General features: G+C 71.4%; 18 protein-coding genes. 14 read left to right on the top strand and 4 right to left on the bottom strand.

The genetic code is table 11. From position 1 onward, the window contains the following. Positions 1-151 precede the first annotated feature (151 nt). From pheA to WME79_RS43090, 11 genes are all read left to right on the top strand, one after another. Entirely contained in the window at positions 152-1231 is a 1080-nt protein-coding gene (gene pheA, locus WME79_RS43040) for a prephenate dehydratase (protein ID WP_437527448.1), read from the top strand. A gap of 328 nt (positions 1232-1559) precedes the next feature. Then, on the top strand, positions 1560-2915 hold the full coding sequence (locus WME79_RS43045) for a hypothetical protein (RefSeq protein ID WP_437527451.1): 1356 nt from the start codon (positions 1560-1562) through the stop codon (positions 2913-2915). Positions 2916-2990: 75 nt separating this feature from the next. Continuing rightward, positions 2991-3674 (top strand): RNA polymerase sigma factor, encoded by a 684-nt coding sequence (locus WME79_RS43050; RefSeq protein WP_437527454.1) that lies wholly within the window; start codon positions 2991-2993, stop codon positions 3672-3674. Then, entirely contained in the window at positions 3671-4828 is a 1158-nt protein-coding gene (locus tag WME79_RS43055) for a tetratricopeptide repeat protein (RefSeq protein WP_437527457.1), read from the top strand. The genes WME79_RS43050 and WME79_RS43055 overlap by 4 nt, the downstream gene beginning before the upstream one ends. 174 nt (positions 4829-5002) lie before the next feature. Beyond that, positions 5003-6013 (top strand): hypothetical protein, encoded by a 1011-nt coding sequence (locus WME79_RS43060; protein WP_437527460.1) that lies wholly within the window; start codon positions 5003-5005, stop codon positions 6011-6013. A 61-nt stretch (positions 6014-6074) separates the two neighbouring features. Continuing rightward, positions 6075-7157, top strand: coding sequence for a hypothetical protein (locus WME79_RS43065; protein ID WP_437527462.1), 1083 nt, complete (start codon positions 6075-6077; stop codon positions 7155-7157). Positions 7158-7222: 65 nt separating this feature from the next. Next, positions 7223-9286, top strand: a complete 2064-nt coding sequence (locus WME79_RS43070) for a PEP/pyruvate-binding domain-containing protein (RefSeq protein WP_437527464.1) — start codon at positions 7223-7225, stop codon at positions 9284-9286. A 64-nt stretch (positions 9287-9350) separates the two neighbouring features. Next, positions 9351-10034: a DUF4956 domain-containing protein gene (locus WME79_RS43075; RefSeq protein ID WP_437527467.1), complete on the top strand. Its 684-nt coding sequence runs from the start codon at positions 9351-9353 to the stop codon at positions 10032-10034. 102 nt (positions 10035-10136) lie between these two features. Then, positions 10137-12251 carry an HlyD family efflux transporter periplasmic adaptor subunit gene (locus tag WME79_RS43080; RefSeq protein ID WP_437527470.1) on the top strand — a complete coding sequence of 705 codons (2115 nt, stop codon included), beginning with the start codon at positions 10137-10139 and terminating at the stop codon, positions 12249-12251. Continuing rightward, positions 12239-13675 carry a TolC family protein gene (locus WME79_RS43085; RefSeq protein ID WP_437527473.1) on the top strand — a complete coding sequence of 479 codons (1437 nt, stop codon included), beginning with the start codon at positions 12239-12241 and terminating at the stop codon, positions 13673-13675. Before WME79_RS43080 ends, WME79_RS43085 begins: the two co-directional genes overlap by 13 nt. Before the next feature lie 10 nt (positions 13676-13685). Further along, entirely contained in the window at positions 13686-14915 is a 1230-nt protein-coding gene (locus WME79_RS43090; RefSeq protein ID WP_437527476.1) for a CotH kinase family protein, read from the top strand. Positions 14916-14992: 77 nt separating this feature from the next. Here the strand turns inward: WME79_RS43090 and WME79_RS43095 are convergent, their stop codons facing one another. The 4 genes from WME79_RS43095 to WME79_RS43110 form a co-directional block, all read right to left on the bottom strand. Then, positions 14993-15349, bottom strand: coding sequence for a hypothetical protein (locus WME79_RS43095; protein WP_437527478.1), 357 nt, complete (start codon positions 15347-15349; stop codon positions 14993-14995). A 109-nt stretch (positions 15350-15458) separates the two neighbouring features. Continuing rightward, a complete protein-coding gene (locus tag WME79_RS43100) occupies positions 15459-15707 on the bottom strand; it encodes a hypothetical protein (RefSeq protein WP_437527481.1) in 249 nt (82 codons plus the stop codon). Positions 15708-15852: 145 nt separating this feature from the next. Then, positions 15853-16110, bottom strand: coding sequence for a hypothetical protein (locus WME79_RS43105; RefSeq protein WP_437527483.1), 258 nt, complete (start codon positions 16108-16110; stop codon positions 15853-15855). A 280-nt stretch (positions 16111-16390) separates the two neighbouring features. Beyond that, positions 16391-16678 (bottom strand): RNA recognition motif domain-containing protein, encoded by a 288-nt coding sequence (locus WME79_RS43110; RefSeq protein ID WP_437527485.1) that lies wholly within the window; start codon positions 16676-16678, stop codon positions 16391-16393. Positions 16679-17219: 541 nt separating this feature from the next. On the opposite strand from WME79_RS43110, the gene WME79_RS43115 reads away from it, so the two are divergent. From WME79_RS43115 to WME79_RS43125, 3 genes are all read left to right on the top strand, one after another. Continuing rightward, positions 17220-17396, top strand: a complete 177-nt coding sequence (locus WME79_RS43115; RefSeq protein WP_437527487.1) for a hypothetical protein — start codon at positions 17220-17222, stop codon at positions 17394-17396. Between the two features lie 32 nt (positions 17397-17428). After that, positions 17429-18109, top strand: coding sequence for a methyltransferase domain-containing protein (locus tag WME79_RS43120; protein ID WP_437527490.1), 681 nt, complete (start codon positions 17429-17431; stop codon positions 18107-18109). An 88-nt stretch (positions 18110-18197) separates the two neighbouring features. Next, on the top strand, positions 18198-20444 hold the full coding sequence (locus WME79_RS43125; protein ID WP_437527493.1) for a glycosyltransferase: 2247 nt from the start codon (positions 18198-18200) through the stop codon (positions 20442-20444). The last annotated feature ends 17 nt before the right edge of the window (positions 20445-20461 follow it).

Below are 20461 nucleotides of genomic sequence, written 5' to 3' on the forward strand. Positions count from 1 at the left end.
GCGTCGAGCCCGCACGGGTGCCGCTTCGCCCCTGACGTTCGTCTCCCTCGCGCGCGTTCTTCGCCTCATTCCCTGCGCCGAGGCGAGCCTTGCGCTGCGGCGCCCCCTGCGCTTTGATGGCCGCCCGTCCCCATCCGAGGTGGAAGAATTCATGGCGACCCTGGGCGAGCTTCGCGAACGAATCGACAGCATCGACGACCGGATCCTCGAGCTCCTTGCCGAGCGGGCCGAGGTGGCCGTCGAGGTCGCGCACGCGAAGCGCGCCGCGAACGCCACGCAGTTTCACGACCCGGAGCGGGAGCGGCGCGTGCTCACCCGCCTGCAGGCGAAGGGCGCGGGCCGCTTTCCGCGCGACGCCATCCGGGTCCTCTTCCGTGAGGTGATGAGCGCCTGCCTGTCGCTGGAGGAGCCCATGAAGGTGGCCTTTCCGGGGACGGAGGGCGCCTTCGCGGAGGTCGCGGCGCGGCACCTGTTCGGGCTGGCCGCGCTCTACAGGGAGACGGGCACCATCGAGGGCGTCTTCGACGCGGTGCGCGCGGGCGAGGCGGCCTGCGGCGTCGTCCCCGTCGAGAGCTCGACCGACGGCTCGGTGACCCTGACGGCAGACGCCCTGATCGAGAGCGACCTCCAGATCCGGCAGGAGCTCGTGCTCGACGTCGCCTATTGCCTGTTCAGCAAGGCGGAGGGGCTGAGCGGCGTCGCGCGGGTCCACGGGCACCCGCACGCGCTCTCGCAGTGCCGCCTCTGGCTCGCGAAGCACCTCCCCGGCGCGCAGATCGTCCAGACCGTCTCCGCGGCCGCGGCGGCGCACGAGGCCCTCGGCGACCCCGCCGCGGCGGCGATCGGCAGCCGCGGGGCGGGCGAGCTCTACGGGCTGCCACTCCTGCGGGAGCGCATCCACGACCGCGCCGAGAACGCGACCCGCTTCATCGTGATCGCCCCGGGCGACGCGCCGGCCACGGGCGCGGACAAGACCTCGATCGTCTTCTCCGTGCAGGAGGAGCCCGGCGCGCTCCGCAGGGTCCTCGCCATCTTCGACGACGCGGGCATCAACCTGACCCGGATCGAGTCGAGGCCCAGCCGGCAGAAGCACTGGGACTACGTCTTTCTGGTCGATCTCGAGGGGCACCGGAGCGATCCACGCGTCGCCGATGCGATCGAGCGGCTCCGCGCGCGCTGCGAGATGGTGAAGGTGCTCGGGAGCTACCCGCGGTCGACCGGAGCGCGCTGAGGCGGGCAAGCGGGCTTACAGGGGCGCGGGCGCAGCCTCTGTCCGGCCGGTCCCCGGCGGGGCATAGGCGCTAACAAGCTTTCCGCCGCGTTCTCCTACATCCGAACGTTTACGTGGACGTGGACGTGAACGTGGTCGTGGTCGTGGTCGTTCACGGCCTGCCGTTGACGACCACGACCACGACCACGACCACGACTACGTAAACGTCCACGTCCACGTCCACGTCCACGTCCACGTCCACGTCCACGTCCACGTTGGGTGACCGATGGGTGGGAACGCCTACGCCCTGCGGGGGATGGTGCCCCGCAGGGAAGGATGATAATTTTCGGTGCCCGTGCCGGCCGCGTCGCTCGCGCTCGCCCTCCGCGCTGCCCGAACGGCCGCGAGCGCGGTCGCCGGCACTCTGCTGGCCGCCGTCTCCCTGCCCGCCGCAGCGGGCGAGCCGCGCGCCGCAGGCGAGCCGGTGCTCGTCCTCGCTGCCTTCCCGGGCGCCGGCGGCATCGACAAGCGCGCCATCGACCTCGTCGTCGCCCATATCCGCCCCGTCGGCGTCCGCCTTCAGATCGTCCGTCCCGGCACGCCGAGGCCCGTGCTGCAAACGCTCCTCCCCGACGCCAACGCGCTCGCCGACACGTGGGACGCGCGGGGAGTGCTCTGGATCGACGCCGGGGCGAGCGACGAGCTCGCCTTGTACGTCGTCGAGCGCGACGGCGAGCAGATCTACGGCCGCCGCATCCCGGTCTTGCCCGGGCAGACCGCGACCGCCCTCGAGTCGCTCGCCAACATCGCCGGCGCGGTCGCCGAGGAGCTCCGTGAGGGCCACGTCGCCGGCTTGGCCGAGGTGAAGGTCGCCGCGGCCGCACCGGCTCCGGCGGCTCCACCCGAGCCCGCCGCTGCCCCCGAGCCCGCCGCGCCCCCTGCAGCGCCCGCGGCCGCAGCGGCCGAGGACGCCGCGCTGGACCTGCAGCCGCCCGCGGGCCCGCCATCGCCATCCATGGGCGCCCGCCGCGAAGCGAGCCCGCTGCCCACGTTCGCCGTCCTCGCCGGCTACACCGGCGCGAACTTCAGCAGCGACACGCCCTGGCAGAGCGCCGCCGCGTTCCGCGCCTCCTGGGCGCCGGTGGACTACGCCGTCCTCGGCCTGGGATACGAGCTGATCCCCTCAACCTCCCTCGGCGACGAGCGGTCCACGTTCGAGCTCTCGCGCCACCCGGTGAGCACGACCGGCCAGGTTCGGCTCAGGCTCCCGCTCGGCCTCGACCTGCAGCTCGGCGCGCGCGCCACCGTCGATGTCGTCGAGCGCGTCCCGCAGGAAGCCGCGACGCAGCAAGCGCTCACGCAGCCGCAGCAGCAGCAGCCGCCTCCCGATCATGGCCCTGGGCCGCCACCGCCGCCCCCATGGCGGTGGCCACGAATGTTTCCGCAGCAGCTGCCGCCGCCGGACGCCCGGACCGATCTGCTCGTGAGCGTCGCGCCGGTCGTGGAGCTCGGAGTCCCGCTCACCGGGTGGCTCCGCCTCAAGACGACGCTGGGTGTGGACGTGCTCCTGACGGAGCCTGACGCCGCCGTACACCCGGCCCTCGCGCTGTCGGCCGATCCGGTGCGGTTCCTCGCCGGCGTCGGGCTGGAGGTCGGCCTCGCCCTGCCGGCCTCGCCGGCCCCCGCGGGCATGGTCAGGAGATGACCACTCGCGCCGCATGACCCGGCACGAAAGGAAAATTGACCCGCGTCGGGCCGTGCATCGCACCAGGTCGAAGCGATGGACGCTGAGCGCGCGCGAGCTCTCTCCAAGAGCCTCGGCCCCCTGCCCGAGCCGCTCCTGGCCAGCGCCATGACGCGCCCCGCCCCCGCCCCGCCGCCTGCCCCGTCACCCGCCGTGCCCGTGCCGCCTGACCTCGAACGGATGCGCCGCGCCGGCGCGGGTGACCCGGAGGCCCAGGCCTGGCTCATGACGCACGTGATCTCGCGGGTCCGCCGGATCGCGCGGACGTTCCTCCGCAGCGCGGCCGACGCCGACGACGCAGCGCAGCTCGCCCTGCTCGCGATCCTCGAGAGCGCGTCGAGCTACCGCGGCGAGTCCGCCGTCGAGGCCTGGGCCAGGCGCGTCGCCGTCCGGACGATCCTTCGGTACGCCAGGCAGCAGCGCCGAGAAGGCGCGCCCGTGGCCCCGGAGAGCGCGATCGACGACGAGCTCGCCCAGGCGCCGCACCAACCCCCGTTCGAGGCCCTCCCGCGCGAGACGCGCGCGTACCTCGACGAGCTGCCGGAGGCGCAGCGCAACGCGATCCTCCTGCACCACGCGCTCGATTACTCCATCGAGGAGATCGCCGGAATGACCGAGGTCAGCCCCGATACGGTGAAGAGCCGGCTGCGCCTCGGGATCGGCGCGCTCCGCAAGCAGGTGCGACAGGACCTCGCCGTCGGCCGGAAGAGAGCATCATGACAGGGACGCAGAAGTCCGAGATCGATCTGGACCTCGTGCCCGCGATCCTCGCCGCGGAGGCGCGCGGCGAGCCGATCCGCCCCGAGGACGCGGAGCTCCTCCGCCGCGCCGAGCAGGACGACCCCGAGCTCCGCAGCGAGGCGCCGCTCTGGGCCGCCATCGGCAAGCTCGGCGACGCGCGCGGCGACGGCCGCGAGCTCAGCGACGCCGCCATGCTGCAGCAGGTGCTCGCGCGCGCCCGCCTCGAGCCCGGGGGCGCCCGCCTCGAGCCTCGACCCGCTCGCCTCGACGCCAGGGGCGGCCGCGTCGAGGCCGCGCCCGAGAGCACGGCGAGGCTGCGCGCAGCGCCTCGGCCGATGCTGCGGCGCGGGATCGCCGGGTCGCTCGCGGGCGTCGCCGTCGCGGCGACGCTCCTGGCCGCGCTCGCGGCGGAGCTGTTCGACGGGCCTGCGCAGGCGCCCGCGCCCGCGCCGAGCGGGAGCGAGGCGCTCGATCCGAGCGGCGCACGGCGCACGGTCCTGAGCCTCCCCACGCTTTCGATTCCGGAGTCGCCTCCGCCAGGCACCCGCGCGCCCACCGGCGAGCCCTCACCAGGCGCCGGTGAGCCCTCACCAGGCGGCGGCGCGCCCACCGGCGAGCCGCCGCCCGGCGCGAGCGCGCCCGCCGCCGAGCCCTCGCCCGGCGCCGGCGCGCCCACCGGCGAGCCCGCGGCCGCCGGCGCCGTCGGGGCCCGGGATCGCGCGCAGCAGCCGCCCAGGCCGCGCGCGGAGGATCCTGCGGCGGGTCCACAAGCGCTGCTCCTGCGCGCGCAGGCCCAGCTCGGGCAGGGGAAGAGCGCCGAGGCGAACGCCTCCTACCGCGCCCTGCTCGCGCAGTACCCGGCGAGCCCCGAGGCGCGGGCGGCCCTGGTGTCGCTCGGGCAGATCGCGCTTCACCAGGGCAAGGCGGCGGAGGCGCTCGCCTATTTCGATCGCTACCTCGCCGCCGGCGGCCCCCTCGCCGCGGAGGCCCGGGTCGGCCGGGTGCAGAGCCTGCGCCGGCTCGGGCGGGCGGCCGACGAGCGCGCGGCCATCGCCGATTTCCTCGCGCGTCACGGCGAGAGCGTCCACGCGCCGCGGCTGCGCGCGCGCCTGTCCGAGCTCGACGGCGGCTGAGCGCAAGGGCCTGACGCCGGATCGCCGGCGTCCGCGCGGCGGGGCTTCTTCAAAAAAGATTGACCCCTGATCCCGCCGCGTCGCCACCTGGCCATCGAGATGTCGCAAAACCTTTGCCGAATTGAAAAATTCCCCTCACTGGGCGGCTGGCGCACCGGCGTCCTTGGCGGGGTCGTGGCCCTCGCCTCGCTCGCCTGCTCGAGCTCCGTGAACGGCACCAACGACACGTCGAGCTCGGCGAGCTCGGCGAGCTCGGCGAGCTCCGGCGGCTCGGGCGGCTCCGGCAGCTCCGGCGGCTCCACAGGGACGGGCGAACCGACCGGCGATCCCACGAAGCTCGTCGGCGCCTTCCAGGTGCGCTCGCTGCCTTCTGCCGAGCCGGGTGCGTCGGGCAGCACGTCGGTGATCGGGAAGATCTACGACGGCCCCACGCCCTCGCAGATCGTCTGGGAGGTGCAGGCGGAGGAGGGGAGCTGTCAGCTCCTCACGCCGCGCGTCCCGTTCTGCAACGAGCCCTGCGGGGGCAGCGCCGTCTGCGTGGAGGACGACACGTGCCAGCCCTACCCGGCCGCGCACAGCGCCGGAGACGTGACGGTGACCGGCTTGAACCTCGAGTCGGGCGCGGCGTCCCTCGTCATGAGCCCCACGGCGAACAACTACCAGCCTCCCGCCGGCGTGAAGCTCGGCTACCCGCCCGCCGACGAGGGCCAGGTGGTCCGCTTCGAGGCGAGCGGCGATTTCTTCAGCGCCTTCACGGTGGAGGCCAAGGGCGTGAGCCCCCTCGATCTCCTGAACGAGACGATAGAGCTCGATCCCGGTCAGCCCCTGCAGCTCGCGTGGACCCCGCCAGGGCAGGACGGCATCTCCAACCTCCATGTGAAGCTCGACATCAGCCATCACGGGGGCACGAAGGGGATGATCGAGTGCAACGTCGAGGACACCGGCTCGCTCGATGTCCCGGCGTCGCTCGTCAAGCAGCTCCTCGACCTCGGCGTCGCGGGCTTCCCGACGATCATCGTCACGCGCAAGTCCGTGGGCTCCGCGACGATCCCGCCCGGCCGGGTCGATCTGGTCGTCTCATCCCAGATCGAGCAGGCGGTGGTGATCGCGGGGCTCACCTCGTGCAACGACGACTCGCAGTGCCCCGACGGCCAGACCTGCCAGAGCGATCTCACCTGCCAGTGAGCCTCGCCGATCCGCGGCGCGGCCGACCATCTAGCTTAACAAGGAAAGGGATACAGAGACCATGACACGCACTTATCGCCCCTTGCTGATGCCCCTCACCCTCGCGCTGCTCTCGCACGTGGTCGGCTGCTCCGGTTCGGACTCGGAGGTGGACTTCGGGAGCGACGGCTCGACCAGCACCTCCTCGTCGTCCGGCGGCAACACCACCTCCTCGTCGTCCGGTGGCAACACCACCTCATCCAGCTCCGGCGGCAGCACCACTTCGTCCAGCTCCGGCGGCGACACCACCTCGTCCACCTCCGGCGGCGACACCACCTCGTCCACCTCCGGTGGTGACACCACCTCGTCCACCTCCGGCGGCGGGACGACCGAGAAATTCAGCTTCTTCGTGACCAGCCTCGTGGCCCTGCAGGAGCTGTCGGGCTCCCAGGACGGCTTCGGCGGCGATCTCCGCTTCGGAGAGACGGGCGCCGGCGCCGGGCTCCGCGGCGCGGACAAGATCTGCGCGACCATCGCCGAGAAGAGCCTCCCCGGCGCGGGGAGCAAGCAGTGGCGCGCCTTCCTGAGCGCCGTCGCAGGCGAGGACGGCAAGCAGGTCAACGCGATCGATCGGATCGGCGAGGGTCCCTGGTACGACCGGCTCGGCCGGCTGTTCGCCAACAACAAAGAGGAGCTGCTCAACGACCGCCCCGTCGCGGCGGACGAGGCGATCATCGACGATTTTCCGAACGAGGACGGCGTCCCCAACCACCAGCCCGATCCGAGCCAGCCCGAGGTGGACAACCACGACATGCTGACGGGGACGAACGACAAGGGACAGCTCTACAGCGCGACCGCGACCTGCAAGGACTGGACGGCCAAGTCGGGCGACACGAGCGAGGGGCGGCCGCGCGTCGGTCACTCGTGGCCCAGGAACTTCGGAGGTGGCGGCGGCAGCTCCGGTAGCGGCGGCGGCCCCAGGCCCGGCGGCGGCGGCGGGCCCGGCGGCGACATCAACATGGCCAACTGGATGTCATCCCTCGACGAGGCGGGGTGCGCGCCGGGCATCAACCTCCTGGAGCAGGGGGGGCCGCTGCCCAACACGGTCACCGTCGGGTCCGGCGGCGGTTACGGCGGGTTCTACTGCTTTGCGCTGACGCCCTGACGCCTTGACGCGGGATTACCGGCGCGCGCCGCTGCTCGGTCAGCTTACTTGTCTCAGGAGGAATCATGTACAAAGGCACTCGCATCACGTCGATCGTCGCGCTCGCCTTGCTCGCTTCGGCGCTTCCGGGGGCGTGCGGCGGCGGCTCGGACGACATCGGCGTGACCGGAGAGGTCTGCGAACGCAAGGACGCCGATGAATCCACGGAGTTCCTGAAGCGCGTGGGGTGCGCCGCGGACTTCGAGGCGCTCGCGTCGGTGCCCATCGACGCCAGCTTGCCCGGCGCGCGGTCGGTCAAGGTCGTCCTGGATCAAGCCGATCAGAACGCGCTGTATTTCCAGAACAGCGTTCTCTACCTGATCCACTACGACTTCGTGTCATCGCACCTCTCCGGCGACGCGCTGCCCCTCGTCCCGCCCCTCGCCGAGTTCAACGCGACCGAGTACTTCACGCCCGATCGCCGCTTCGTCCTCGGCGCGGTGACGCACTACGAGGGTCCCGACGTGTGGGCCGTCGAGCTCTCCCCCTACGACACCGCGTCCGCGGACATGATCACCACCCTGTTCAGGGCGGTGAAGGCGGCCTCCTTCTTCGGGTCGAAGCTCGCCTTCCACCCCACGTCGGAGGCCGTCGCGGCCGAGGCGAAGAAGCTCCCCTCCGACATCCCCGTGGTCAGCACCGGCGATCTCTACGCCGGGATCGACTACCAGCCGCTCTCGCTGGGCACGGCGGTGGGCCGGCTCCACTTCGCGAAGGCGGCGGATCTCGACTCGGAGTACCTGTCCCACCAGGACATCGTCGTCCTCGACGAGGCGCCCAACGACATCTCGGTCGTCCAGGGGATCATCACCGAGGAGTTCCAGACGCCCCTCTCGCACGTCAACGTGCTCTCCCAGAACCGGCGCACCCCCAACATGGGGCTGCGCAACGCCATGAGCCACCCCGACCTGCTCGCGCTGAAGGACAAGCTCGTCGAGCTCACCGCGGGGGCGTCGTCCTGGAGCGTCCGCGAGGTCACCGAGGCGGAGGCCGAGGCGTTCTGGGAGGCGCACAAACCCACGCCCGTCACGCTCCCCGAGCTGGATCTGACGGTCACCGATCTGCGCGACATCGAGGCGGTCACCCCCGATCCGCCGGAAGGTGAGCCGCTCCGGGACGCGATCAAGCAGGCCGTGCTCGCCTTCGGCGGCAAGGCAGCTCACTACTCCATCCTGGCCAGGCTCCCCGAGGTCCCCATCCAGAAGGCCTTTGCGATCCCGGTGTACTACTATGACCTGTTCATGAAGCAGAACGGGTTCTACGACCAGATCGACGCGCTGCTCGCCGACCCGAAGTTCAACACCGACGCCGCGTCCCGCGACGAGCAGCTGAAGGCGCTCCGCGACGCCATGAAGGCCGCGCCCATCGACGCCGAGTTCCAGGAGCTCCTCAAGGCGAAGATCGAGGCGGAGTACCCCGGGCACCCGATGCGCTTCCGCACCAGCACGAACAGCGAGGATCTCGACGGGTTCCCGTGCGCCGGCTGCTACGACTCGAACACCGGCGATCCGACGGACTGGGAGGATGTCCTCGACGCCATCCGCAAGACCTACGCGAGCGCCTGGAAGCTCCGCACCTTCGACGAGCGCACCTATTACGGCATCGACCACCGGACCATCGGGATGGCCTTGCTCGTGCACCACAACTTCCCGGCCGAGGAGGCGAACGGCGTGGCCGTCACCAACAACCCGTTCGACACGGCCGGGGTCCAGCCCGCGTTCTACGTCAACGTGCAGAGCGGCGGTGACGTGGAGGTGGTCGCCCCCCCCGCGGGCGTGACGAACGACGCGTTCCTCTACTTCTTCAACCAGCCGAACCAGCCGGTCACCTACCTGACGCACTCGAGCCTCATGCCGGAGGGCCAGACGGTCCTCTCGACGGCGCAGGTCCATCAGCTCGGCGTGGCGCTCGACGCCATCCACGAGCGGTTCTCCCCCGCTTATGGGCCGGCGAGCGGCAACGACGGCTGGTATGCGATGGACGTGGAGTTCAAGTACGACAACGACGCGAACCCCGACGAGCCGCCGACGCTCTACATCAAACAAGCGCGCCCCTACCCTGGCCGCGGGGCCGCCGCCGAGGCGCCGTGACGCGGAAACGCGTGCATCCGCATGCACAGCGCCCGGCGATCACCGCAGGGAAGAGCGGCTCGCCATGATAGACTGGCTCGGATGGGTCACCCAGGGGAGCGCCATGGACCTCCGCAGGGCGGTCGTGGCGCTCCTGCTCGCGTTCGGGCTCGGCCAGGCGGTCGCGCTCGTCTACATGGCCACATTTCGCGGGCTCTCCTACTCCCGCTCATCCGTGCACAGCATGGCGATGGGAAGCGTCATCACCTGCATGCTGATGCTCGCCGTCGGCAGCAGCATCGCCGCCGGCATCGGCGTCGCTGTGGGCCTGAGCGCGGTCCGGTTCCGCACGACCATGCGCGATCCCCGCGACGTCATGTTCGTCTTCGCGGCGCTCGGCGTCGGCATCGCCTGCGGCCTCCAGGCGATCGGCGCGGCCCTCGGCGGGACCGCGATCTTCGCCGCCGGAACCTTGCTCCTCCATTTCTCCGGCTGGGGCTCGCGACGACAGCCGGATGGCCTGCTCCGCTTCACCGCGCCCGCCGTGCCCGAGGTGGAGGACGCGCTCGCGAAGGTGCTCCGCACCCACTGCCGGACCTTCTCGCTGGTGACCCTCCGGGAGGCTGCGCAGGGGACCGTTATGGAGCATGCTTACCAGATCACCGTCCTCGCGCCCGAGCTGCGCTCGGCGCTCGTCGCGAAGCTCCAGGCCATCCCGGGCGTGCAGGACGTCTCTCTCATGCTTCAGGAGCCGACGCTGGATCTCTAGCGGCCGAGGTCCATCGCGGAGGATGCCTGTCGGTCACGCCCTCGCGGGCCCTCTCGCTTCGTTGACACAGCCGCCGTCGTCATCACCGTGCAAGGATCATCGATGTACAGCTTCCAGCGACTCCGCGCGGCGCTCCAGGACGCCGCCCCCGCGATCACCTTCGTGCTCACGCTCGGAGCCGCCCTGTGGCTCCACCTGGGCAACGGCCCGCGCGGGCGGGTCTTCGGCTTCGCGGAGGCGCTGCCCGAGGCGCTCTCGCCGGTAGAGACCGCCCGGGTGGCCTCCATCGAGGTGAGCGTCGGCGAGGAGGTCGAGGCCGGGCAGATCATCGCGACGCTCGACAGCTCGGTGATCGACGCCGAGATCGCCGTCGCCAGGGCGGAGAAGGCCCAGGTCGAGGCCGATCTGCAGATGGAGCTCGCCGTCCTCGAGCAGGAGCTCGACACGAACCGCGAGACGGTCGAGCGCCACCTCGCCGTCCACCGCGAGGAGCAGCGCCGGGCGGTCGCCGAGGCGAAGGTGCTGGACAGCGAGATATCGAGGGTGAAGGCGCTCGTCGAGAACCGGCAGGCCGTGCTGGACGACCTGACGAAGCTCGACCTGCAGCAAGCGACGGTCACGGCGATCGCCAGCGAGAAGCCGCGGACGCTCAACATGCTCACGGAGCAGCTCAAGGCGACGGAGCGGCGGCGGAACGGCCTCCGGGATCGGACGTCGGGGCTGGCGGCGAAGCTCGACGCGGACGTGCGCGTCGCGACCGAGAACATCGCGATGCTCGAGCAGCGGCGCGCGAGCTACGTCCTGCGCGCCGCGAACGCGGGGCGCGTCACGTCCATCGACAGGCAGCCCGGCGACGTGGTCCCGGCCGGGATGCCCGTGGTGCAGCTCCTGAGCGCGCGCACGGGCGCGCGCGCGGTCGCCTGCGTCCCCGAGCGCTTCGCCCTCGGCGTCAACGACGGGGACTCCGCCGAGCTCTACATCCGGGGCCAGCTCGGCGACGCGATCCCGGGCACGGTCGTCGCTGTGGGGCCGCTCGTCTCCCAGCTCCCCCCGCGCTGCTGGCCGACGCCGGAGATGCCGGCGTGGGGCCGCGTCGTCACCATCGCGCTGGACGCGCCGATGGCGCTCGTCCCCGGCCAGGCCTTCGACATCACGTTCGACGCGCGCCGCGGCGCGGCCCCCGCCCAGCCGCCGCCGCCGAAGCCCACCACCACCGCGCCGAAGTCCGGCGCTGCGCCGAAGGCCGGCGCGGTCGCGTCCCAGTCCCCCATGAAGATGCCCCCGACCCTGGCGAGCCGAACGCGCTTCGAGCCGTCCGGCGTCCTCGCGCGCCCCGGCGAGTCCCGGTACCTCATCGTCAGCGACGACACGGGCCACGAGCAGAACAACGAGGGCGCGCCCTGGCTCTTCGCGATGTCCGCGGGCGGCGCCGTCGCCGCGGATCCGGTGCCGGTGAGCGGCGTCGACGAGCTGAACGACGTCGAGGGGATCGCGGCCGGGGACGCGGGCGAGATCTACCTCCTGTCGTCGCAGAGCTACAGCAAGAAGGGGAAGCGCAAGTCGGAGCGGACCGCGCTCCTCCGCCTCCGCCAGGACGGCCAGGGCTTCCGCGTCGATGGCGAGATCCACCTGGCCGAGGTCCTCGACGCGGACCCATCGCGCGCCGCGGCGCTCGGCCTCCCCGAGGGGACGCGGGCGCTCGACATCGAGGGCCTCGCCTTCCGGCAGGGCGCCCTGTACCTCGGGCTGAAGGCGCCGCTCGACGCGCAGGGCAACGCGATGATCTGGCGGGTCGGCTCCCCCGGCGCGCTGTTCGGCGGCGAGGGCGCCGGGGCGGTCGAGGCCGCGAGCGCGAAGAAGAAGCAGCGGACCGCGGCCGAGGCGGCGCGCTTCGACGCGGCCCGCGTCTCGCTGTGGGCGCGCGCGCGCGTCGACGTGGAGGTCGACGGGAAGCCCACGCCGGGCGGCATCTCGGAGCTCGTCTTCATGCCGGACGGCGCGCTCGCCCTGACGTCGACGCCCTCGACGGCGGACGGCGACGCCGGCGCGCTGTGGCGGGTGGATCGCCCCGAGGGGGGCGTCCTCTCGCCGCGCCTCGTCCAGCGGTTCCCGGGGCTCAAGCCCGAGGGGATCACGCCGTCGCTCACGCCGGGCGCGCTGACGATCGTGTTCGACGCCGCCGCGCCCTCGTTCCAGGAGCTCTCGTGGGGCCAGTGAGCCAGCGCCGCCGCCGCGCGGCGATCCCCGTCATGTTGCTCTGCGCGGCCCTCTCGGGCTGCTCTTCCCCGCCGAGGCCGGCGGCGTCCGACCGGGCGATCGCCCTCTACCGCGAGGGCCGCGCGTCCGCCGGCGCGCCGGCGCTCCGCCGCGCGGGCCCGGGCGCGGGCCCGCGCGCGTCCAGCGCGGGGCCGATCGCGATGACCGTGGAGGACGCCGTCGCCTGGGCGAGGGACCACAGCGCCGAGCTCTCCGCGCAGAGCGCCCGCGCCGAGGCGGCCGCCGCGCAGGTCGACGCGGAGGACCACCTCGATAACCCGGAGCTCCGCCTCTCGAACATCGAGCTCGAGCGCATCATCGAGCGCGAGCCGAGGCTGAGCGCCGCGCTCCGCTTCCCGGTGACCCGCCCGGGCGAGGTCGACGCGAACGTCGCGGAGGCGCGCGTGGACGAGGCCAAGGCGCGCGCCGACGCGCGCGAGATCGAGATCGCCCTCGAGGCCGACGTCCGCTCGCTGTTCGACGAGGTGCTCCTCTTCGACGCCGAGATCGAGGCCGCCGACGCGGTGGCCAAGACGCGCCGGTCGCTCGCCACCTGGATGAAGGGGCAGCTCGCCGCCGCGCGGACGACGGCGGTCGACGAGGCGATGACGGAGCTCACCGCCGTCGACGCGGAGCAGGACGGCACGGATCTGCGCGCGCAGCGGAGCGCGGCGCTCGCGGCGCTCCTCTCGCGCATGGGGCTCGATCCTGGCGCGCCCGTGCGCCTCATCGGCGCGCCGAAGAGCGCGTGGCCTCCCCCGGAGCTCCCCACGGAGGCGGAGGCCGTCGAGCTCGCGCTCAAGCGCCGGCCCGAGATCGAGCTCGCGGCAGCGCAGGGCGACGCGGCGGAAGCGACGCTCCACGCCGAGCGCGCCGCGCGGTGGCCCTGGCTCTCCTTCGTCGAGGTCGGCTACGACTTCCGGCCCGAGAGCGTGCTCGGCCTCGGGTGGACGCTCGGGCTCGGCATCGAGCTGCCGGTGTTCGACACGCACCGCGCGGCCGTTGTCGCGGCGGACGCGGCGCGCAAGGCGGAGCAGCGCTCGCTCGGCGCCGCGGTCGAGCTCGTGACCCGCGAGGTGCGGACGAGCCTGGCCGAGGCGCAGGCCACCCGGGCCCTCGTGACCGAGCTCCGGCGCCGGATGACCCCTGCCGCCGAGCGCGCGGGCGCCGAGGCGCAGCGGGCGATCGAGGGGCGCAACGTCGACGTGGGGCGGGCGCTCGAGGTCGACGAGCGCCGCGTGCGCCTTGAGCTCCGGCTGCTGCGCTTCGTGCGCCGCTACTGGACCGCTGTCGGCGAGCTCCGCCACGCCGTCGGCGGCCGGCTCCCCGCCGAGGTGAGCCACCCTGGCCAGACTACGGAGTCCAGGAGCGATGCGGAGCGGTAGGCCGGGAACGATGAGATCCCTTCATGCGCCCGCGGTCCTCGCGCTCGTCGCGGCGAGCCAGGGTGGCTGTGTGCCCCTCGACCCGGGCAGCGACGTGGTCTTCGATCGGACGGCGCTGCACGAGATCGCGATCACCGTCGATGAGGCCCACCTGGGGCAGCTCCGCACGGATCTCGACCAGCGCGTCCCATGCACCCTCGTCTACGACGGCGAGGTCGTCAGCGGCGCTGGCATCCGGCAGAAGGGCAACTCGGCCGTGGATCTGTCCGAAAAGCCGAGCTTCAGCCTCAAGTTCGACGAGTTCGATGAAGCGGTGAGCCTGCACGGGCTCAAGAAGCTCCTGCTGAACAACGCCAAGCAGGACCCGACGTTCCTTCGCGAGCAGGTCGGGGAGGATCTGCACGACCGCGCCGGCGTGCCCGCGGCGCGCACCGCGCACGCGGTGGTGAGCCTCAACGGCGCGGACCAGGGGATCTACGTCGTCACGGAGGCCATCGACAAGCGGTTCCTGCGGCGGCACTTCGGCGAGGTGAACGACGAGGGCGTGCTCTACGAGGGCCCGTGCTGCGGGGACTTCGCCGAGGACATCGACGCCGTGGAGCTCGACGGCGGCGATGACGGCGGCGGGGCAGAGCTCCGGTCTCTCGCCGCCGCGATCCAGGAAGCGTCGGACGAGCAGCTCGCCGCGGAGGTGAGCGAGCGCCTCGACCTCGATCGGTTCCTCACGAGCTACGCCCTCGAGACGCTGCTCGGCCACTGGGACGGCTACGCCTACCGGGCGAACAACTACTATCTCTACGAGAACCCGGCCGACGGGCGCTTCGTGTTCATTGCCCACGGGATGGACCGCATCCTGGACGACCCGCAGTTCGACACCGAGACGGAGCCCGTCGCCGTGCTCCCGCGCCGGATCCGGGAGATCCCGGCGCTCGACGAGCGGTATCGCGCCGAGCTCGCCCGTATCGTGAGCGCGGCGTGGGACGAGGGCGCCGTGCTCGCGGCCATCGATCGGGCGGAGCAGGTGCTCGGCAAGGCCAGCGCCGGCGACGCGACTCGAGGCGACCTGAGCGCGTTCAAGGCGCACGTGGGCGCCCTGCGCAGCGACCTCACGCTGCGCCGCACGCTGGTCGATCCCGCGATCGTCTGCGGCGACGGCGACGTCGCCGGGCTCGAGACGTGCGATGACGGCAACACGGCGGCGGGCGATGGGTGCAGCGCGAGGTGCCGCGTCGAGCCCTGACGGGAGGCGAGCTCGGGCCTCAGCGCTGCAACTGTGCTGAACCAGATCCTCGGGTTGGCATCCGAGCGCGACAGCGCTCAAACACTACCGCTCACCTTCGCTGCGCGGGTGCTGCCGTCGACCGATGACTCGATCGTATACAGCGCTCCATGGAAGGAGATGCTCCCGTCCTCGCTCAAGCTTCCGCCGCGCAGCACGTTGGCGGCGCTCTCGTACAGAAGAAAGGGCGCGAGGCCGACGGGCAGCTCGCTCGCGAGCGTCCAGGTGCCCTCCGCGCCGCCAGAGGCGATCACGAGGTACTGCTGAGCGCCGGACGCGTCGACGAGCACGCCGAGCGTCGAGCCGCTCCGGTCGCGGGACGTCGCGCGGAAGTTGAGGTGGGCAGCGGTGGCGAGCAAGGTGGCGGAGGTGACGGGCTTCTGGGAGGTAGACATGGCTGTGTTGCACGACTCGGTTGCTAGCTCGGCGACAAGTTCACGATTCCGTGTCATGCCGGAGATGGATGCTGTCCTCGCTTCCGGCCGCCACGGTCCAGCCTCTCACTTACGGACCGAACCCGTCGATCGAGCTCTTTGGCTGCCAGAAGAGCCCATCGTACTTCCGGGGAGATCCCGAGCGGTCCAGCCGCTGGAACGTCTCGCCCAGCCTGAGGTTCCGCTGGCGGTCGCGATCGAACGGACCGTGCGAGCCGTCCGCCGGCTCGTACAGGGCCTCGCTCCTCCCGTGCACCTGGAAGCGCCAGCAGAGCCTCTGTTCCACGCCATCCACGACCCGCGATAAACACGCTTTCATGGCGACCACTTTCCTTGAGCTCAGCCGCACGAGCGCGGAAGGCACGCCGGGCGCGCGCTTCCGGATGTGCATGCAGAGCTGTCTCGAGCGGCTCTTTACGGCCTTGCCTGTCGCTCGAGCCCAACGGGTCCAGGCGGCATCGCTATCAACTTCGCTGCGCGAGCGTCCAACTTCGCTGCGCGAGCGTCATCCTGTACCAGAGAACGAGCCGCGGCACCACGAAAGTTGATAACATAGAGGTCGATCTCGTCGATGCGGGGCTTTTTTCACGATCCTGCGCTTCAGGCATCAGCGGCCAGAGACGACTGTGGACCTCCTCGGCACGCGCGGCCGCGGGCTCCAGGCGGGCGATCTGATAGGCCAGGTCGACCTCGAACCAGCGCACCGCGAAGCTCGGGCTCATTGAGGACTTGTGGCGGTTGTTCAGGGAGAGCTCGCCGAGCGTCGGCGATATCGAGGGCCAGCGTGTCGCGCGAGCCGTCGTCGTTGTTGAAGTTGCAGTCGCCGTAGCGGTGGCCGCGCCAGCTCACGATGGCGTCGTGCAGCGGCCCCATGGTCCAGCGGCCCTCTCGCCTGGCGCGGCGCTCGCGCGCACCGGCGTGCGGCTCGGGCGCCTTGAAGACAAAATAAATGCGGCGGGCCTTCGTGGCCCGCCGCGATGTTCCGACTCGACGAAGGAGCGATCAGTAACGACCGCGACCGCCGCCGCCGCCGCCGCCTGCCGGACGCTCCTGCGCCTCGTTTACCTTGAGCGAGCGCCCATCGAGCATCATGCCGTTGAGCTGCGAGATGGCGTTGTTCGCGGCCTGGGCCGAGCCCATCGTGACGAACGCAAACCCGCGCGGCTGGCCGGTCTCCCGATCGGTCGGCATCGAGACCTCGCGGACCTCGCCGCTGCCAGCGAACGCGGCCTCGAGGGACTCGCGGGTGGTGCTGTACGAGAGATTGCCGACATAGAGACGATTACCCATGACACGTTACTTTCACGGCTTGCAGCTGCGCTCGTGAGCGCTCTTCGCCTGCCATTCGATGAAGCCGTCGCGGATCGAACGGGGACGTGCCGCGCGGCGAACCCGCGCAGGCACACGGTGCGTCGTCCAGTCATCCGCGCGAGCAACGATCTCCCTCGCGTGGAGGGAGAGAGAACGCATCGTGTCGAGAGCCAGTGACGTCGTGAGGGGCCCAGGCTACTCCCTTGGGGCACCATCAGCAAGGAGTGTCTTAGCAATCTTTTTTTCTTTCCGCCCGCAGCGGCAACCAGCGCGTGATCACGCGATCGCGTGATCGCGTGATCGCGCGCTCAGACGATGCGTCCGGGGGCGCTCAACAGCGTCTCCCGGCGGACGTGCTGGATGCGCGCCGCCCTACACCGTCAGCGGCCTCTCACACGACCAGGGAGCCGCCGTCGACCGGAACTGGAAGCGGAGCACCGGTCACGCAGGCCGATCCATCCGAGCACAGCCATGGCGCCGAGCCGGCGATCTCGTCCTCGGTTGCCATGCGCGCCATCGGATGCTGCGACACCAGCACATGGGCACGTCGTCGAGCTCGGCCTCGATCTCCTGGAGCACGACGTCGGTCAGCCTGGGGCCGGTGACAGCGGCGACCAGGCGGATCGCCACCTCGACGTTCACGTCGGAGGATGGCCGCGCGGTCACATCGCCGGGCGCGGAGCGGTCGCCGGGGTGAGGCTCCGCCGCCCCCGTGCTATGGGCCCGGCCATGGCGAACGCCGCCGGCGACATCGACGTGGAGGCGCTGAACGACCGCCTCGCCCGAGAGCACCCGATCGACGACTACTACGACCGCGCCCCGCTGCCGATCCGGCTCATCGAGCGCGAGCGGCTCGCCATCCTCCGCAGCATGCTCGGCGACTGCGCCGGCCTCGACCTCGCCGAGATCGGCTCGGGCGGCGGGCACGTGCTCCGGATGTTCCCGCGGGCCCGCATCACGGCGATCGACGTCTCCGACGTCTTCCTCGACACCGCGCGCAAGAACCTCGCTGGCTACGACGCCCGCTTCCTCAAGGGCGAGGTCGACAAGCTCGAGCTCCCCGCCGCGAGCTTCGATCGCATCGTCTGCACCGAGGTCCTGGAGCACACCGTGGATCCCGCCGCCGTCCTCGCGGCCATTGCCCGCCTCCTGCGCCCCGGCGGCGTGGCCGCGATCACGGTGCCCAACGACCCGCTCATCGCGCGGCTGAAGGGCATCGTGCGGCGCACGCCGGTGGGCTATCTCCTGCGCGACCGGATCCAGTGGGGCGGCGACGTCTACCACCTGCACCAGTGGACACCCGAGGAGTTCGGCCGCCTGCTGGCGCGCCACCTGCGCGTGACCGAGCGCCGCGCCGCGCCGCACGACGCGCTGCCGATCCGCGCGTGCTTCCGCTGCGTGCCCCTGTGACTCCGGCCCCGCCTCCGGGCCGCGCCGCGCGCCGCGCGCCCGCAAACCGTCGCGCGCTCCGCTTCCAGGTAAACTAGGGAAACACGCCATGACCGATGCCCATCGTGAGCTTGCTCCGGAGACGCCGATCGAGCTCTCCGTCCTCGTGCCCTGTCTCAACGAGGAGCTGAACATCCCCGAGCTCACCGACCGCATCCTCGGCGTCTTCCGCGAAGGGGCGCTCACGGGCGAGCTCATCCTCGTCGACGACGGCTCGACCGACGGCACCAAGGCGACGATCAGCGCGCTCATGGCCGCGCACCCCGGGCTCGTCGTGGGGTGCTTCCACCCGCAGAACCGCGGCATCACGGCGGCGTGGCGCACTGGCGCCGCCGCCGCGCGAGGCAAGCTCGTCGCCACCATCGACGCCGATCTCCAGTACCAGCCCGAGGACCTCCTGCGCCTCCGGCGCGAGCTCTACGAGCACAGCGTCGATGTCGTCCAGGGCTGGAGGAGCGCCGTCGGGCGCCGCAGGGACCGCCGGTACCACCTGAGCCGCGGCCTCAACCGCCTCTTGAACACCACCTTCGGTATGTCGCTCCACGACAACAAGAGCGGCTTCGTGATGTGCGCCCGGGAGGTGTTCCAGGATCTCTTGACGTACAAGGGCAGCTATTTTTACTGGCAGTCCTTCATCCTGGTCGCCGCCCACGCCAAGGGCTACTCCTACAAAGAGGTCGAGACGCTCTTCGAGCAGCGGCGGCAGGGCGTCTCTTTCCTCGACCAGGCCGCGGCGCGCGCCGTGGTCAAGTCGTTTTACGACCTCGGCAAGGCCGCGTGGGAGTACCGCGTGGACCGGATCCCGCCGGACGTGGCCACTCAGTACCTCCGCCTCAACCCGGTGATCGACCGCTCGCCGGAGCGCGATCCGCTCTCCACGGCGAGGTGGCGCGCGTACCTGGCCGCGTTCAACCACACGCACTGGATGATCACGCGCGATGTGGAGCACTACTACGAGACGCTGCGCAGGACGCAGTGGCTCACGCCGTCGCAGACCCGCGAGCTCCAGGACGAGAAGCTCAGGCGGCTGCTCCGCCACTGCTACCGCAACGTGCCTTATTACCGCGCTCGCATGCAGGAGCTCAAGCTCCGGCCCGAGGACATCCGCGGCCAGGAGGACCTCCACAAGCTGCCGTTCCTCACCAAGGCGGATATCCGGCGCCACCTCTACTTCGACATCATGTCGGAGAACCACGACAAGTCGCAGGTCCTCAAGATCACGACGAGCGGCTCCACCGGCGAGCCCTTCGTCTGCTACGCGGACCGGGCTCAGCTCGAGTTCCGCTGGGCGGCGACGCTCCGGGCGCAGGAGTGGACGGGCTACCGCTTCGGCGACCCCACGGTGCGGCTCTGGCACCAGACGATCGGCATGACGAAGTGGCAGGCGGCCCGCGAGCGCGCGGACGCCATCCTCTCGAACCGGACGTTCATCCCGATCTTCGAGCTCTCCGACGACAACCTGGGAGAGATGATCGCGAGGATCGCCGGCGCGCGGCCGGTGCTCATGGATGGTTACGCCGAGGCGCTCGATTTCCTGGCCCATTACGTCAAGAGCACAGGAAAGGTCGCGGCTCGGCCGCGCGCGATCATGTCGAGCGCGCAGACGCTGCCGCTGCCGAGCCGCCGGCTCATCGAGGAGGCGTTCGGCTGCAAGGTCTTCGACAAGTACGGCAGCCGCGAGTTCTCGGGCATCGCGTACGAGTGTGACGCGCACGAGGGCCACCACGTCGTGGCCGAGGGGTACATCGTCGAGGTCCTGCGCGACGGGCGCCCCGCCGAGCCGGGGGAGATCGGAGAGGTCGTGATCACCGATCTCAACAACTTCTGCATGCCGTTCGTCCGCTACCGCATCGGCGATCTCGCCGAGGCGATGTCCCCGTCCGCGCCGTGCCCCTGCGGCCGGGGGGCGCCGCGCGTCGGCCGCATCGAGGGGCGCGTCCAGTCCATCATCCGGGGGACGGACGGGCGCTATCTGCCCGGCACGTTCTTCGCGCACTACCTCAAGGAGTTTGATTACGCGATCAAGCGCTTCCAGGTGGTGCAGGAGGAGCGCGACGCCATCACCTTCCGCGTGGTCAAGGGCGGGCGGTTCTCGCAGCAGGTCCTGGACGAGGTCCTCGCGACGTTCCGCCATCACCTCGGCGAGCGGATGCGCATCGACGTCGAGTTCGCCGACGACATCGCGCTCGTCCGCACAGGCAAGCACCTCGCGAGCGTCTCGCGCCTCAACGTCGATTTCCAGCGCGCCGCGCCGGCGGAGATCCTCTCGTCCGGCCTGAGCGGCGCGGGCGCTTGACCGGGGGCTCCCGATGA

Origin of the sequence: Sorangium sp. So ce726 (assembly GCF_051521405.1) — a bacterium.
Lineage (GTDB): Bacteria > Myxococcota_A > Polyangia > Polyangiales > Polyangiaceae > Sorangium.

What these genes read in the sequence shown, in the direction of transcription:
- pheA (WP_437527448.1), top strand. Translation starts at nt 152, where the DNA reads ATGGCGACCCTGGGCGAGCTTCGCGAACGAATCGACAGCATCGACGAC.
- WME79_RS43050 (WP_437527454.1), top strand. Translation starts at nt 2,991, where the DNA reads ATGGACGCTGAGCGCGCGCGAGCTCTCTCCAAGAGCCTCGGCCCCCTG.
- WME79_RS43055 (WP_437527457.1), top strand. Translation starts at nt 3,671, where the DNA reads ATGACAGGGACGCAGAAGTCCGAGATCGATCTGGACCTCGTGCCCGCG.
- WME79_RS43065 (WP_437527462.1), top strand. Translation starts at nt 6,075, where the DNA reads ATGACACGCACTTATCGCCCCTTGCTGATGCCCCTCACCCTCGCGCTG.
- WME79_RS43070 (WP_437527464.1), top strand. Translation starts at nt 7,223, where the DNA reads ATGTACAAAGGCACTCGCATCACGTCGATCGTCGCGCTCGCCTTGCTC.
- WME79_RS43075 (WP_437527467.1), top strand. Translation starts at nt 9,351, where the DNA reads ATGATAGACTGGCTCGGATGGGTCACCCAGGGGAGCGCCATGGACCTC.
- WME79_RS43080 (WP_437527470.1), top strand. Translation starts at nt 10,137, where the DNA reads ATGTACAGCTTCCAGCGACTCCGCGCGGCGCTCCAGGACGCCGCCCCC.
- WME79_RS43090 (WP_437527476.1), top strand. Translation starts at nt 13,686, where the DNA reads ATGAGATCCCTTCATGCGCCCGCGGTCCTCGCGCTCGTCGCGGCGAGC.
- WME79_RS43095 (WP_437527478.1), bottom strand. Translation starts at nt 15,349, where the DNA reads ATGTCTACCTCCCAGAAGCCCGTCACCTCCGCCACCTTGCTCGCCACC.
- WME79_RS43100 (WP_437527481.1), bottom strand. Translation starts at nt 15,707, where the DNA reads ATGAAAGCGTGTTTATCGCGGGTCGTGGATGGCGTGGAACAGAGGCTC.
- WME79_RS43105 (WP_437527483.1), bottom strand. Translation starts at nt 16,110, where the DNA reads ATGAGCCCGAGCTTCGCGGTGCGCTGGTTCGAGGTCGACCTGGCCTAT.
- WME79_RS43110 (WP_437527485.1), bottom strand. Translation starts at nt 16,678, where the DNA reads ATGGGTAATCGTCTCTATGTCGGCAATCTCTCGTACAGCACCACCCGC.
- WME79_RS43115 (WP_437527487.1), top strand. Translation starts at nt 17,220, where the DNA reads ATGCTGCGACACCAGCACATGGGCACGTCGTCGAGCTCGGCCTCGATC.
- WME79_RS43120 (WP_437527490.1), top strand. Translation starts at nt 17,429, where the DNA reads ATGGCGAACGCCGCCGGCGACATCGACGTGGAGGCGCTGAACGACCGC.
- WME79_RS43125 (WP_437527493.1), top strand. Translation starts at nt 18,198, where the DNA reads ATGACCGATGCCCATCGTGAGCTTGCTCCGGAGACGCCGATCGAGCTC.